General features: G+C 68.0%; 13 protein-coding genes. 8 read left to right on the top strand and 5 right to left on the bottom strand.

All coding sequences use genetic code 11. The annotated features are described in order from the left end of the window. Nucleotides 1-69 precede the first annotated feature (69 nt). Nucleotides 70-1,470 (top strand): serine/threonine-protein kinase, encoded by a 1,401-nt coding sequence (locus JOD67_RS33670; protein ID WP_205121722.1) that lies wholly within the window; start codon nt 70-72, stop codon nt 1,468-1,470. 71 nt (nt 1,471-1,541) lie between these two features. On the opposite strand, the gene JOD67_RS42205 is transcribed toward JOD67_RS33670, so the two are convergent. After that, nucleotides 1,542-3,359: a fibronectin type III domain-containing protein gene (locus JOD67_RS42205; RefSeq protein WP_205121721.1), complete on the bottom strand. Its 1,818-nt coding sequence runs from the start codon at nt 3,357-3,359 to the stop codon at nt 1,542-1,544. A 262-nt stretch (nt 3,360-3,621) separates the two neighbouring features. On the opposite strand from JOD67_RS42205, the gene JOD67_RS33660 reads away from it, so the two are divergent. Beyond that, nucleotides 3,622-4,020 carry a hypothetical protein gene (locus JOD67_RS33660; RefSeq protein ID WP_205121720.1) on the top strand — a complete coding sequence of 133 codons (399 nt, stop codon included), beginning with the start codon at nt 3,622-3,624 and terminating at the stop codon, nt 4,018-4,020. Here the strand turns inward: JOD67_RS33660 and JOD67_RS33655 are convergent. Both JOD67_RS33655 and JOD67_RS33650 read right to left on the bottom strand, forming a co-directional pair. Further along, nucleotides 4,008-5,195: a sensor histidine kinase gene (locus JOD67_RS33655; protein WP_239554161.1), complete on the bottom strand. Its 1,188-nt coding sequence runs from the start codon at nt 5,193-5,195 to the stop codon at nt 4,008-4,010. The genes JOD67_RS33660 and JOD67_RS33655 overlap by 13 nt on opposite strands. A gap of 62 nt (nt 5,196-5,257) precedes the next feature. Then, nucleotides 5,258-5,923: a response regulator transcription factor gene (locus JOD67_RS33650; protein ID WP_205121718.1), complete on the bottom strand. Its 666-nt coding sequence runs from the start codon at nt 5,921-5,923 to the stop codon at nt 5,258-5,260. Between the two features lie 112 nt (nt 5,924-6,035). Between JOD67_RS33650 and JOD67_RS33645 the strand changes: the two genes are divergently transcribed. The 4 genes from JOD67_RS33645 to JOD67_RS33630 all read left to right on the top strand — a co-directional run bounded on the left by JOD67_RS33645 (nt 6,036) and on the right by JOD67_RS33630 (nt 11,525). Continuing rightward, on the top strand, nt 6,036-7,826 hold the full coding sequence (locus JOD67_RS33645; RefSeq protein ID WP_205121717.1) for an AfsR/SARP family transcriptional regulator: 1,791 nt from the start codon (nt 6,036-6,038) through the stop codon (nt 7,824-7,826). 359 nt (nt 7,827-8,185) lie between these two features. Beyond that, nucleotides 8,186-9,202, top strand: coding sequence for a type VII secretion protein EccE (locus JOD67_RS33640; protein WP_205121716.1), 1,017 nt, complete (start codon nt 8,186-8,188; stop codon nt 9,200-9,202). Further along, the gene (locus tag JOD67_RS33635) at nt 9,199-9,879 is read left to right on the top strand and encodes a helix-turn-helix transcriptional regulator (protein WP_205121715.1); all 681 of its coding nucleotides are present in this window, start codon (nt 9,199-9,201) and stop codon (nt 9,877-9,879) included. Before JOD67_RS33640 ends, JOD67_RS33635 begins: the two co-directional genes overlap by 4 nt. Next, entirely contained in the window at nt 9,879-11,525 is a 1,647-nt protein-coding gene (locus JOD67_RS33630; RefSeq protein ID WP_239554160.1) for an AAA family ATPase, read from the top strand. Before JOD67_RS33635 ends, JOD67_RS33630 begins: the two co-directional genes overlap by 1 nt. A gap of 26 nt (nt 11,526-11,551) precedes the next feature. Here the strand turns inward: JOD67_RS33630 and JOD67_RS33625 are convergent, their stop codons facing one another. Together JOD67_RS33625 and mycP are read right to left on the bottom strand one after the other, a co-directional pair. After that, entirely contained in the window at nt 11,552-12,145 is a 594-nt protein-coding gene (locus tag JOD67_RS33625; protein WP_307782757.1) for a glycosyltransferase, read from the bottom strand. Nucleotides 12,146-12,489: 344 nt separating this feature from the next. Further along, nucleotides 12,490-13,776, bottom strand: coding sequence for a type VII secretion-associated serine protease mycosin (gene mycP, locus JOD67_RS33620; protein ID WP_205121713.1), 1,287 nt, complete (start codon nt 13,774-13,776; stop codon nt 12,490-12,492). A gap of 96 nt (nt 13,777-13,872) precedes the next feature. Between mycP and JOD67_RS33615 the strand changes: the two genes are divergently transcribed. Then, nucleotides 13,873-14,211, top strand: a complete 339-nt coding sequence (locus JOD67_RS33615) for a YbaB/EbfC family nucleoid-associated protein (protein ID WP_205121712.1) — start codon at nt 13,873-13,875, stop codon at nt 14,209-14,211. Nucleotides 14,212-14,215: 4 nt separating this feature from the next. Then, a complete protein-coding gene (locus JOD67_RS33610) occupies nt 14,216-14,551 on the top strand; it encodes a hypothetical protein (protein WP_205121711.1) in 336 nt (111 codons plus the stop codon). Nucleotides 14,552-14,553: the final 2 nt, after the last annotated feature.

The raw sequence follows: 14,553 nt of genomic DNA, 5'->3' as shown, positions 1-14,553 counted from the left end.
TTCCGCAGATCGTGATCTCAGAATGGCCGCAGGCGGACGATCGGACGGGTCGCGGCAGGATGCTGACACGTGCGGTCCACCCGGCTCGCAACGGTGCACAGTGCAGGAGTGCTGCCCACGACCGGAGCCATCTCCGAGGCCGCGTTGGCCTTGCGTGGGTACGGACCTGCCGCCCAGGTCTACGACCTGACCGGTCCAGACGGTGAAGGTACGGCAGTCGTCAAGGTCTACTCCCAAGCACCGGATCCGACCACCGAGGCGGCGTTCCAGGGCGAGCAGTCCGCTGTCGCCGAGCTCCCGACCGCTCCGTCGATCGTCCGAGCGAACGCCGTGGCGAGGTGGCCCGATGGTCGATGGGGTCTGGTGATGGACCGCTGCGATCGCTCGCTCGCCGAGCTCGTCGCGGCCGGGCCGCTGCCGATCCACGAGATCCTGGGCATCGCCGAAGCCGTCGCCCTCGTACTCGCCGACGCCCACCGCGCTGGGCTGGCGCACGGCGGGCTGACGCCGTCCAACGTGCTCATCGGCGCCGGCGGCCGCGTGATGCTTTCCGACTTCGGCCTGGTGCTGCGGCGGCACTTCCCGCGCAACCTCCGCGTCGACGCCGCGTACGCGGCGCCGGAACGACTGAGCGGAGGATCGCTCGGGCCGCCGTCGGACCTGTACGGGCTTGGCTGCTTGCTCCACGCCTGCCTGACCGGGAGGCCGCCGTTTCCGCCGCTGCGTGGAGAGCCGCTCGACCAGCACGTTCGGCGAGTGATAGGCGTTCCGGCCCCGCCCCTCGTCCGGACTGACGCGCCGCCCGGGCTCGGTCCGTTGGTGGCGCAGCTCCTCGAGAAGGATCCGGCTCGGCGCCCCGGTGACGCGACGGCGGTCGCCGAGCTGCTCACCAGGTGGCGAAACGCGCCACCGTCTCGCCCGGTCAGGCACGAGTTCGACGACTTCCTCGGCGCTGTGTTGGACCGACCCCAAGCTGTGCTGACGGTTCCGCCGCCTGTTCGCAAAGGTGCGGCTCGGCTCCGGTACGCGCCGGTGGCGATCGCCTTCGCCGGCGCGATAGTCGCCGGAGCCGCGGCAGCGTTCGTTCCGGTCGCGATTGGCCCTCCACCGAGTGAGGCGACCAGCCCCTTGCCCGTGCTGCCGACGTCGACCACCGTTGCCCCCAAGGTGAAGCCAGCGGTGCCAAGCCCGACCGTCCGGCCGACGACCGGCGTCGGAGGAGTGACCGTGGTGGACCGGCGCACCACCGTACGGCTGAGTTGGAATCGGCTGGGGAAGTACGACTACGCGGTGGTCGTCGCCGAGCAAGGTCGGAAAAGTCCCGACGTCCATTTCGTCCAACGCAACACCTCGATCGACCTACCGGTCGACCCTGCCCTCAGCTACTGCTTCCAGGTCCAGGCGACCGACGGTCGCCACGTCTTGGTGAGCCAACCGCACCCCATCCGCGGTGCGACCTGTCACGGTTGACCGCGAAGACATTCGTCAAGTTCTGGTCCGGCGACGGACTCGCCCTGGCGCCGCCGGACCAGAACGCCTCGTCACGAGCTCGGCTGGCCGTAGACCTCGGCGGGCGGCCCCGTCCGGATATGTCCGTCCGGTGCCCTCGTCACGGCTCTGACGGAGAAGCGGAACCGCGCGTCGTCGCTCTTGCCGAGGCCCGTCCAGGTCTTGTGCCGCTCTGTCGTCGTGTCCTCCAGCCGAACGTCCCACGGCTCGACGACCATCGCGACCTCGTAGCGAAGGAACTCGCCACCGTTCAGCGCGGGACGCTCCCAGTAGAGATCGACCCGCTTCTCGCCTGGCACCGCGACCAGATTCCGTGGCTTGCCCGGAACGCCATCCGGAGTCACGACGCGGCCCGATCGAGCCTCAGGACCGATGCCGACGCGGTTTCGAGCCCGGACGGAGAAGACGTACTCCCTCCCGCTCGCGAGCCCCTCGACCGTCGTGCTCCGGGCACCGCCGGCGAGGGTCGCGCTGCCACCCGACCAGGAGACGAGGTACGAGGTGACCGGCGCGCCGTGGGCAGGAGCGGCGCGCCACGTGACGGTGGCGGAGCTACCGGACGCCCGCGCCGCGACGTTGCCGGGCGCGCCAGGCTTCGAGGCTGTGGGCTTCGGCGCCGGAGGCGGTGGTGCCGACGGAGATGGCGGCGGCTGGGGTGCCTTGGTGGGTTGGGGTTCCGGCTCGGGGCTTCTCGGTTCGGGGTTCCTTGGCCGTGGCCTTCTCGATCGCTCGGGCGCGGGCTCCCGCGTCGGTTCGACCACCGGTTCCTTCGGGGGCGCCGGGTCGCTCACTGCAGCCACGGACTTGGTCGGCCGAGGGGTGCTCGCGGGCGGACGGGTGACACCTACTCCGATGATCCGGCCTTCGGGATCGACGACGAGGACGTGGTCGCCCGTGCTGCTGTCCACGTAGAGCCGGGAGTCCTCGCCCACCACGACCGCGGGTGGCCGGACCTCCGCAGACGCTTGCGGGTCGACCGGAATCACCGCCGTGGCGACCTGGCGACCTTCGCGGTCGAGCGTGACCAACGTGTTCGTCGCCTCGTCGATCAACGCGAGCACCGTGCCGGACGACTCCATGCGTTGGTAGTTGCCTGGCCGAACCTGCGTCGTGATCGGCGGCGCGGGCGGACGGGTGCCGAACAGGCCGGCCACATCGATGAGGTTCAGCTCATCCCGCTGGGTCTCCAGGATCGCGAGTCGCTCGCCGACCGCCGCTCGCGCCAGGATCGACGTCTCCGAAACGGAGACCTGGCCGAGCGGGCGCCGCGGACCGAACCCCTCCGCGCTGACCAACGACATCGTCGCCGACGTGAGGTCGACGAACACAGGCCTTCCCGACGCCATCGTCAACGCTCCCTGGTGTCCTGAGGCGACGCGCGCCGGGCAGGAGAGTCGTTCGGCGTGGAGGGGGAGATTGCAGAGCTGTCCCGTACCGTGGCGATGCAGCCACAGCGTCCCCTCGGCGGTCACGACGGGTTCACCGATCTGTCCGCCCACCTCGACGGTGGTCCGCCGCTCACCGAACCGCGTGACGAGTCCGGCCCGAAGGTGGGCCGCGTACGCGACGCTGCCGGCCTCCAGTCCCAGCGGCCATTCGTTCGTCCGCACCTCGACGGGATCCGCGACAGCGAGATCGGACTTCCCGAACTCGTAGACACGTCCTTTCCCGAGGATGTAACCGCTCTCGTCCGACTGGACGATTCGACTCCCAGGCTCGACGCCGGGCACCGCGATCTCGGCGTCGATCGACTTGGATCCACCGTTCACATGGAAGGCGGCGCCCAGCGTGGAGTTGTAGGTCCAGTGACCGGATTGGACGGTCTCCCGCTCCGGTGAAAACGTCTCCACGCCCACGACCACAATGGACGTGAGTGCGAGGCCTCCCGCCACTGATATTGCGAGCCCTGCCCACCTATTCTCAAAAATGCCGGAGTGATTGTCTCGAAAGAGGTCGCGAAGAGAACGAATCGTGCGCATCACGGAGGCAATGGTAGGTAGGTGCTGTCTCCATGGGATCCACGATTGCTGCGAACAGTGGACCCTTTCTGGACAGCGCGCACCTACCCTTTGGAGGGTGCGAGGTCGAGTCCTTCGCGGAGCGCTAATCGTCGTGACGCTAGCTTGCCTGGTGTTCGTTGGCTATCAGCTAACGCAGCCCAAGCTCATCGCCGTTCCTGAGAGTGATATCGCTGGCGCCATTCCGCTGATCGTTGGACGCATCGACGCCACGCCCGAGGTGCCGTCAGCCGGCGAACGAGTCACCCTGCACGTGCAGATCTCGGCAGATCGGGCGATGACCCTCCGCCGCATCGCTGTGCGCCTCCAGGATCCCGCTGGACAGACGCGCGACCTCCAAGGTCCACCCAGCTATGTCGTGGGCACGACTTCGCAAGACTTCGAGGTGGTGACGCAGCCGCTCGGCGCCGGCGTCTACCGCTACTGGCTCGTCTACGAGCAGACGGACGAATGGGTGTCGATGGAGCCGTTCTTCGCGCTCTACGTCCGGTGAACGGGCAGCGTCAGCTCGAAGATCGCCCCACCTTCGTCGGCGTTGGCGATGGTCAACGTGCCGCCGTGCGACTCGGCCACCCATCGCACGATCGACAGTCCGAGACCGGCGGAGCGGCCGGAACTGGTGAACCGTTCGAGTACGTCACCCGACTCGAGGTCGACGCCAGGGCCGCGGTCCGCGACGATCAGCCGGCCGTTCGTCACCGTCAGCGTGACCACCGCGGTACCGTCCTCCGGCCTGCCGTACCTGAGCGCGTTGTCGAGCAGGTTGGACACGGCCCGTTGGACGAGGATCGGGTCGGCGTCGACCTTCGTCGGTGCCGCGATCAACGTCACCCGGGCGCCGTTCGACGGGGTGTCCTCGACGACACCGGCCACGAGTTGGTCAAGCCACACCGGCTGGATCGCGAGCTGTTCCACACCCGCCGCGAGCCGCGCGCGGATGAGGAGGCCGTCGATGATGTCGCCCATCCGTGCAGCCAGCCGGACGGTGCGCGGGAGCAACTCCGTCCGCTGCGTCGGGTCGTTCGCGGCGGCTTCGGCAAGAGCGCGCAAGGCGGCAACGGGTGTGCGCAGGTCGTGAGCGGTGTCGGCCAGCAACATCTCCTGCTGGTCCAGCGCGTTCGTTGCCGGGCGGATCATCCGCCCCGCCAGCACATACCCGGCAAGAGCCACGCTAGCGATGAGTCCGATGCATCCGGCGACGATCGTCAGGAGAACGCGCTCGTGCCGATCTCGCTCGACGTCGGCGTCGCTGGCGGCCACAACCGCCCCGGCGTACTGCCCACCCTCGGCATCGATGAACGGCTCGACTCCGACCCGGACGAGCCCGTTGTCGGGCCCTCGCACATACCCGGCCAGTCGCGTCCCGGAGCGGACGGACTCCTGTGTCAACGCGTTGAGAGTCGTGAGGTCGACGTCCACGCAGTCGCGTTTGCTTGGCCTTCCTTGGAACGGACGGTCACTGCTCGCGAGGATCATGAACTCGGGGCAGGCGGCGTCCAACTGATCGTCGCCGACCGCGGCGAAGTCGATCGCGCCCGACTCGTAGCGGATCAGGCGAAGGACCGAAGAGGTGACCCGACGGAGGTCGGCGTCCAACCGCTCCTCGCTGCGTTGGTTGTCGACCGCGACCATGGACCCGGCGAAGAAGAGCAGGCCGATCGTGTTCATGCCGGTGAACAGAGCCGTCAGCGACCACCGAAGCCTACGGAGCCGATCGCCAGCCGAGCCGGTCATACCGCCGCTGTCAGTCGGTAGCCACTGCCTCGCACCGACGTGATGAGCTCGGGCTCGCGAAGCTTGAGGCGCAGCCGTCGGATGATGACGTCCACGACGTTCGACGCCGGGTCGGCCATGGAGTCCCAGCAGTGCTCGACGAGGTCGGCGCGAGAGACCGCGGTGTCCGGGTGGGTCATGAGGTGCTCGAGGACCGCGAACTCCTTGGCGGTCAGGGTGAGCAGGACGCCCGCCCTTCGCACCTCGCGGCGACCACAGTCGACCTCCAGGTCCGCGAATCGAAGAATAGAGGGGCGCGTTGTTTCGGCCCTGCGACAAAGGCTGAGCACTCGAACGGTCAACTCGCTCGTCGCAAAAGGCTTCATCACATAATCGTCGCCGCCGAACTCGAAACCGTCGACGCGATCGGCGAGTGAGTCGCGCGCTGTGAGAAAAAGCACTGGAACATTCCAGCCCACGCGGCGCTGGTCCCTGACGTAGTCGATCGAGTCTCCCTCTGGAAGCATCCGGTCGAACACGACGCAGTCGTAGGCGTTGACGAAAAGTGCCTCGTCGGCAGTCGTCAAGTCGGCGACGGAGTCGACCGCGAGAGCTGCGGAGCGAAGCGCCGCGGATACGGCCACGCGCAGATCGTCGTTGTCCTCTACCACCAATACGCGCATCGTTCGACCCCTGTCATCGAAACGTCATCTGCTCTCTCGGATCGTATGTCGAGTCGCCCGATTCCGTAAGCGCGCCAACGGTAGTAGAACACCGCTGGGAAGGGGGAGCGTCGTGCAGTTCGCAATTCTCGGGCCACTCGAGGTCCGCGACGACAACGGCAGTCCCGTCGCAATCGGAGACGGAAACATGGCGGTGTTCCTCGACGCTTTGTTGTGCAGGTCGGGCGAATGGGTGCGGTTGCATGACCTCGCTGACGCCGTCTGGCACGACCACGAGGTGCCCCCGTCCGCGTACGGGAACATGCGTACCTACGTCTGGCGACTCCGGCTGCTGTTCGCCGAGCACGGTGCCGGCCAGCGGATCGAAAGCCGCCGTGGCTACTACCGGATTCGCGTGCTTCCTGGCGAGCTGGACCTGGACGAGGCCCGCGAGGCAGTCGAGTCGGCTCAGGCGGCTCTCGGCAATAGCGATCCGGAGCGCGCGGTCGAACTGCTCTCCAAGGCGCTCGTCCTTTGGCGGGGGCGGCCGGCGTCCTCGTTCCGCGAACCGACGGTGCACGGACCGGACGAGCTCTACTGGACGGTCCGTGAGCGGCTCGCCGAGGCGTACATCGCGGCAGGCTGGCTCGACGGGGCGGTCACCGTGCTGCGCGAGCTGTCGACGGACGATCCCTTCCGCGAGGGCGTGTGGGTGTCGCTCGTTCGTCTCCTGCATGGCGCGGGCCGGCGCAGCGAGGCGATTCTCGCTTACCACCAAGCGTGTTCGATCCTCGACGCCGAGCTGGGAACCGAACCTGGCAAGGAGCTGACCCTTGCTTATCGAGCGGTTCTCGTCGACGAGGTCGACCTCGCGCCGGCCCCACGGGAGCCGGTGACGCGGAACGACCTGCCGCGAGTTCTGCCACAGCTCGTCGGCCGCCGTGACGCCGTGGACACGATCGAGAAGGTCGCGCGCGAAGAGAAGACCGCGCCTACTCTGGTCACGCTGGAAGGCCTGCCAGGCGTGGGAAAGACAGCGCTCGCCGTGTATCTCGGCCATCGACTAGGCGCCGACTATCCCGATGGGCAACGCTACGTCGACCTGCGGGCGCATTCATCGCGCGGCGAGGTCTCCACAGCCGACGCGTTGCGGAGGCTCTTGGGGCTGACCCGGCCGCAGAACGAAGTCGCTTCCGCTGATGTCGACCAGCTGGCCTCGCTCTGGCGAGCCACGACGTCCGCGCTCCGGCTCCTGCTGATCCTCGACGACGTGGTCGACGTGGAGCAGGTCCGCCAGCTCGCGCCCGGCGCGGCCGGCTCGCTCGTCGTGGTCACGTCGCGCCACGGCCTCACGGGCCTGGACGCTTCGTTGAGCCTGGTAGTCGAGCCGCTGCGACCTGCCGCCGCCGCCAAGCTGTTGGCGAGCGACGAGTTCGAGGACCCGCCCGATGCGGACCTCGTGGCACGGCAGTGTGGATACCTCCCGGCGGCGCTCCACGTCGCCGGCGAACGGCTCCACCGGCAACCGGGGAGAACCCTGTCCAACCTGGCCGTGCGGCTCGCCGAGCAGGGTGGCAGGCGGATCGAGCTGGCGGAGGTCGTGGATCGGATCCTGACGTCCTACTGGCGCCTTCCCGACGACCACCGTCTCGTCTTCCGCCGGCTCTGCCTCATCCGCGACGCGCGGATCACGGCCGTGGCGGCAGCGGCGTTGGCTGGAACCGAGACTGACCATGCGGAGAAGGTGCTTGATCGGTTGCTCAACGAGCATCTGCTGAGGAGGGTCTCCCCGAACCGGTACGCGTTGCCCGCCCTCGTCGTCGACGCGGCGCGGCAGGCGATGCTCGCCGAGGACTCGCCGAACGAGATCCGTTCCGTGCGTGAGCGCCTGGACGCGACCGCCTCGGCGTCGAGTGTGGCATGAACAGCCCAGCGCACTCGCAGCCGCCGGAGCCGTCCGACCAGGCTGCCGTCGCGCCCAACCCGCCTGGGTGGACCGTGCCACGTCCCGCACCCGCACCGCCGCCGGCTTCGCACTCGGTCATCGCACATCCTGCCGTACCGCAAAAGCATTCCGGGCGCGCTGCCTGGCCCGAGGCCCAACAGCTCGCTCGTCCAGTCGCGGACGCGGTGGCCGTTCCCCTATCCGTTCCCCTCGGACGACACGTCGAGCCGCAAGGGGCCAGTCAGGTCGAACTGCCGCGCCCGGAGGTCCCACCGAGAACTCCTCCGGACGCGAGCGTCCCGCTCCGTGCGAACGGGACGTCGGGACGCCGTCGGCTCGTGCCGTGGCTGGTCTGGCAGCTCGCGCTCGTGACCGCTGGTGTCGGCCTCCAGGCACCGACGGCGCTTCGGTGGTCGCTGCTGGCGCTCGCGTTGGCGTCCCTCGTCATGTCCGTCGTGCGCGTCCGGTCCGCATGGCTCTATCAGTGGGTGGGGTGGTTGCTGCGCTACCTGATGCGTTCCCACCGCACGGTGCTGCCGGACTCCGACGACAAGGCAGAGGCGTTGATCGAGTCCCTTGTGGGGAAAACAATTCTCCGCTCCGTCGACGTCCGAGGCGAACCGGCCGCGGTGCTGGGCACCGAGGACGGTGTCGCGATGATCCTGCGCCCGCGGACCACGGACCTCGTACGTCACGTGCCCGGGCCGATGGATCTGCTCCGCGCGGTCGACGACCAGCCGACGGGGGTGGTCGCTCAGACCGTGCTGCATACCGGCACCCGACGCGGCGAGCCTCGGGTCTGGTTCGTGATCCGGGTAGTCCGCAGCCCGGAAGTCGCTCGCGACAGCGACGTGGAACAAGTGCTCGGCAACGCGGTGCGTCGGGTCGTGAAGGAGCTGACCCGCCACGCCACGGAGCCCGTGCTGGTCGATGCGAACGACGCCCGCAGTGCGCTCTCGTCGCTCGCCCATGTCAACGCCGGCCGCGGTGACCTCCGCGAGTCGTGGCGGACGTGGTCCGCGGGTCCGGTCCTGCAGGCGACGTTCCGGCTGCACGGGCTGGACCGGCTCGAACCCACAGCCGTCGATTCCGCGGTGAGTGCGCTGCTGCAGGGATCCATCGCGGTCGCCACCACGGTGGCTCTCACCGCTCGACGCGACCACAGTCAGCGTGTCGACGGCCCGGCCGCGGGCGGAGTCCTCCGGGTCGCCGCCGGGAGCTGGATCGCCCTCGAGAAGGCCGCCATCGAGCTCTCCTCGCTGGGAGCTGCTCGCGGAGTCCGCCTGGAGCGGCTCGACGGACGTCACCGCGCCGGAGTCACCGCCTCGCTACCACTGGGGATCCCATCGCCATGACCAATCTCTTCGTTGTCCAGCAGGCGGTTCAGCCGTCGGAGTTCTACGAGGAACCCCTCGGCCAGGACGGCCAGCCGAGCTTGTCCGCGCTTCTGGACCGGGCGCGCGAACAGGTGATCGTCATGAGCACGCTGAGCTTGTCCAGCACGTTCTTCCGGCAGTTCGACCCCAGTCAGCTACGCGGGGGGATCTCGTACCGCGCGGTCTTCCCCGACAGGGCACGCACAGCGACGGGCCTGGGCTCGTACTTGGGCCGGCTCTCGTCCGCCGGTGCGAAGATCCGGACGGTCGACCTGCCCCCCATGGACGCTGTCGTCATCGACGGGTCTCTCGCCGTTCTGCCCGCCGACCGGAAGGCCGCTTCGGTCATCGTGATGCGCCTGCCGAGTGTCGTCACCGCGACGATCGCCCTGTTCGACCGGGTGTGGGCCACCGCCGTTCCGTTCACCGACGTCGAGCTGCCCGACGACGCGGACATCACCGATCGCGAACGTGCATTGCTCATTCACCTGTCGAACGGTGGGACCGACGACACCGCGGCAGCTCAGCTCGGCATCTCGGTTCGGACCGTTCGCCGCACGGTCGCCGACATCATGAACCGGCTCGGAGCGCGGAGTCGCTTCCAGGCCGGGGTCAAGGCCGCGGACAAGGGTTGGCTGATGGAGAGGGCTGGATGATGCCGAGCGACGACCGCAGACTTCTCGTGGCCGAGCGGATGCGTGGCGCGTATCCGACGATCGGAGCGGCGTTGCTCGACTGCCCGGACGATGCTGTGGTGGAGATCGCGGATGGCGTCTACGCGGAGACGTTCGAGTTCGTCGAACGTCGACTCACTCTCGCCGCGCTTCCGGGAGCCACTGTGGTGATCGACGGAGCTCTGGCCGACAGGCCCGTTTTGCACAGCAGGGATGGCGATCTGACGCTGCGCGGTCTGCAGGTCCGCGCCGGTGACGGTTCCGGTGTGATCGTCGAAGGCGGGTCGTTCACGATGTCCAACTGCGTGATCCAGGGTGGCGCGGAGGCGACCGTTCTCGTCCGGAGCAGCTTGATGGTGGCGATCGAGCGTTGTCAGATCCTTGGCGAGATCACCGGCCTCGTCTTGGAGGGCGTGTCGGGAACGGTCAGCGAGACCACGGTGAAGGACGTACTCGGCGACGGCATCGTGATGGCGTTCGGCAGCGATATCGTCCTCCGGGACTGCGTGGTCGACGGCTGTGGGGGACGCGGCATCTACGTCTATCAGTACGGACGCCCAGAGCTCGAGCGCTGCGCGATCTCGCGCGTCGGCCTGGAGGGGATCGAGGTCGCCCATCGAAGCGCGCCGCGGCTGATCGATTGCTCCGTCCGCGACACGCGAGGTCCGGCCATCCGCTTCGGCAAGGACTGCGCCGGCTCGATCGCGGGCATCGCCTTGGCCAACAACGCTCAACCAGCGATCGTGATCCCGCCGGGAGCGTCGACCGAGGTTGCGGAGGGTGGTCCTCCTCCCGCGGCCACCCGCGGCGTCGTCGACGACCTGCTTGGTGGACTCGATACGATGGTCGGCCTCGCGGCCGTGAAGTCCGAGGTCCGCGCGATGGTCGACGAGATCCAGGTCAACGAATGGCGTCGCGAGGCCGGACTGAACGTCGGTTCGGTCAGCCATCACCTGATCTTCGCTGGCGCGCCCGGCACGGGAAAGACGACCGTCGCGCGGATGTACGGAAAGCTCCTGAAGGCACTCGGCGTCCTCCCACACGGCGACTTTCGCGAAGTGTCGCGGCGCGATCTCGTCGGCCAGTACATCGGGCACACGGCGGAGAAGACGTCGGTGGTGTTCGAGAAGGCCAAAGGAGGCGTGCTGTTTATCGACGAGGCGTACACGCTCTCGCGTTCCGCCGGTAGCGGCGCGGACTTCGGGCAGGAGGCTATCGACACGCTCGTCAAGCTGATGGAAGACCATCGCGACAAGATCGCGATCATCGTGGCCGGATACACCAGCGAGATGAGGCAGTTCCTCGACGCGAACCCGGGTCTCGCCTCACGCTTCACGAAGACCATCGAGTTCGAGAACTACAGCCCAGACGAGCTCCTGCTCATCACCGATCGCATGGTGAAGGCGGGCGACTACCAGCTCGACCCAGCCGCCGGCACGACGCTGACCGAGTACTTCGCCCGGATGTCCGACGACCCCAACTTCGGCAACGCCCGCGAAGCCCGCCGCCTCTTCGAAGCCGCACGCAAGTCCCAGTCCCGACGCCTGCGGACCCTCGAACGCATGCCCACTTCCGACGAGCTCCGCGTACTCAGCGACACGGACTTCACCGAGGCCGCTGGCTTCTGACCGCGGGCCTTAGGACCTGCGGTAGATCACGCTGTAGTGCTTGATGATCTGCGACCACAGGTGGTCGAGTCCCAGAGCCTTGGATCGTGCCGCGGCGGCCCGTTCCCGCTCGCGACTGGATCGGTCAGGGCGGCGTGAACGGCGCTGGCGAGCGCGTCCGGGTTGCCGCGGGGGATGCGTAGCGCCAGGTCGTCGCTCTCGGCGAACTCGGACGACGTCGTGAGAACCATGAGAAGTCCCGCCGCGGCGAACTCGACGGCGGTCGGGTCGGAGGCTTCGGAGAGGCTCGGTAGGAGACCTAGGTCGGCGACACCGGCGAGCCTGGACGCCTGCTCCGGTGGAAGGAATCCGGGGAACAGGACGTTGCCGGTGGCGAGCGGCCTGATCGGTTCGTCGCCAACGAAGACGAGTTTGACCCGTCCGTCTCCGCCATCGGACATCAACGCCGCCCGTACGCTCTCTTGGATCTGCGGCAAGGCCTCGAGCGCGTCCTCGGATCCGTTGGCCACCGCGATGTGGCGCGACGCCGCGACCATGACAATCTTGTCGCCATCGGTGATCCCGTGGTCAGTTCTGAGAACGTCGTCCAGCACGGGGCAGCCCAGCGTCCGCCAACCCACAACGCTCAAAGCCAGTCAGCGAACCCAAACTCATCCTCCGGCCGCTGCGCAGACACGACTCACCGTTCCCCGACTTTGGCTGGTATCCGCGCGAGCTAAGGCGCGTCCTTCTCGGGGACGGATCTCGGCTCATTCCAAGCACGTAAGCCGAGAATGCATGGACGCCCATTCGGGTTCCAGCCATCTTTCGGGTCTTATCTGAACGTTCGCCTGCCGGAAACAACCCGCACGAACGCCCGCAACCAAGAATGTCTCACAATATCGCCTCGAATTCATGCATTAATGAGGCGCACGGCAAACCCGGCGCTTGCCCGCCGAGGTCGACCGCCAGGAACCTAGGCTCCCTAGGATTCCGCCTTCGGCGGCGGGAAGAGGAAGAGTTGGTCGGGTGGTTCGTCCTTGTCTCGTTGGGCGGACGGCTCGACAGCTCGCGACGCGACCCACTGTTGCCGCCGGCCGCGGCGGATAACGACGCTGGCGACCAGGACGAGGGTGGCGAGGAGGAGAACGATGGAGATCGATACGAAGGCGGTGGAGATTCGCTTTTCCTGGAATGCGATTCGCGCTTGTTCGACCGGATCCGGAGTCGGGCGGACCATCGGCCGCAATGGAACGGGTGGTGCGGCGTCGAGGTCTTCGGTCACCGCTCGGTAGGGGTCCACGACGCCGGCGCCGTACTCGAGCTCGTCACTGCCCCCTCGCGCCGGGCTCGCGGTGGCGACGAGCCTGCGGGCGACCTGATCCGCGGTGAGTCCTGGGTATGCCGCACGCACGAGCGCCGCCGTTCCGGCGACGAACGGGGTAGCGAAGCTCGTCCCGCTGAAGTAGGTGTGGCCGGCCCGTCTCGTCGCTCCGACGACCGCGCCACCGGGCGCGCTGAGGTCGACGTAGGTGCCGAGCTGAGAGCTGGACACCCTGACGCCGCTGGCGTCGATCGCGCCAACGCCGAGAACTCCCTTGTAGGCAGCGGGATACGAGCGCAGGGGAGTGCTGCGGTCGTCCTGGTCGTTGCCAACCGACGCCACGATGACGACGTCCTGGGACTGGGCGTAAACGATTGCCTCGCGGATAACGGTGTGGTCCCGGTGGCTGGACAGCGACAGGTTGATCACCGACGCCCCTTGTTCGGTGGCGTAGCGGATCGCCGTAGCGACGGTGGTCGGCTCGATCTGCTCGGCCTGGCCGTCGACGACCGCGCGCTCGGCGATGCGGACGGGCAGGACGACGGCGTCCGGAGCGACGCCGCGGAACCCCACACCCTTGGTCGCGCGGGCGGCGACGATGCTCGCCACCGCTGTGCCGTGCGAGTCACAGTCGAACGTGGCGGGGAGGTCGCCAGGCTCGACGAGGTTCCTTCCAGGCATGATCTTTCCGCCCGCGCGCAGCTGGGGATGGTCGGAGTCGACACCGCTGTCGATGACCGCCACCACGACACCGGCACCGGTGCTGTGTCGCCACGTCCGCGGCAGGTCGAGCGTTTGCTGCGCCCACGGGAGCTGACGGACGACCGGTCGTGCTGGGTCGGCGTTCTGGCAGAGACCGGCCGGTGGTGCCCCGTAGGCGGACGTGACCACACATGCCACGGCCGCGGCCACAGTTCCTGCGATGGTGGCCACTCGAAGGACGGTCATCCTTCTATGGTGCGGATACGCCTCCGTAGGGCGGCGGCCGATGGCCGGAAGATGTCAACAACGGTGCACGTCCTCAGTTCGTCAGAAACTGCCGCCATGGACGTCGACGAGATCATGACCCAGCTTCGTTCAGCGCAGGCCGCGATCCAGCAGATCGAGGGTCAGGCGGAGTCGGACGACGGCTGGGTACGGGTCTCAGTCGGCCTCGGCGGTGAGCTGAAGGGGCTGGAGCTGGATCCCCGGATCTACCGCACCCAGGATGCGCGGGCGTTGGCCAAGTCGATCGTCGAGACAGCTGGCCGGGCACTTCAGGACGCCGAACGGCAGGGCTTCGTCGCGGTGAAGCCGTTCCTGAACGAGGACGCCGAGCTCGAGACGACCGATGTTGCGTTCGATCCGGCGCTCACGCAGCTCTCGAAGACGTTGGGGGAGTGATGCCGTGGGCATCAACATCGGTGGCGGCCGGCTCGAGATGGACACCCACGTCGTTGGCGCCGCGATGACCGAGCTGAGGTCGGCCGGTGAGGCGTTCAAGTCCGCCTGGGCGACCGCCGACGCCGCGATCCGCGCCAACGAGTGGGGGCTGGGATCCGACGACCTCGCCCAGCAGTTCGTGCCGAACTACCAGGCGAGCGCGGAAGCGCTGCGGCCCTGTGCTGAGGGAATCGAGCCGACCTGTACCGCGTACGCCGATGGCGGCGACTTGGCGGTCAAGGACTACTGCGACGTCAATGAGCGGCTCGCCGCCCAGATCCGCGGCGCGGGTGTCGTCTAGTC

This window comes from Tenggerimyces flavus (assembly GCF_016907715.1).
GTDB classification, from domain to species: Bacteria; Actinomycetota; Actinomycetes; order Propionibacteriales; family Actinopolymorphaceae; genus Tenggerimyces; species Tenggerimyces flavus.
This window is presented reverse-complemented; position numbering and strand designations above follow the sequence as displayed.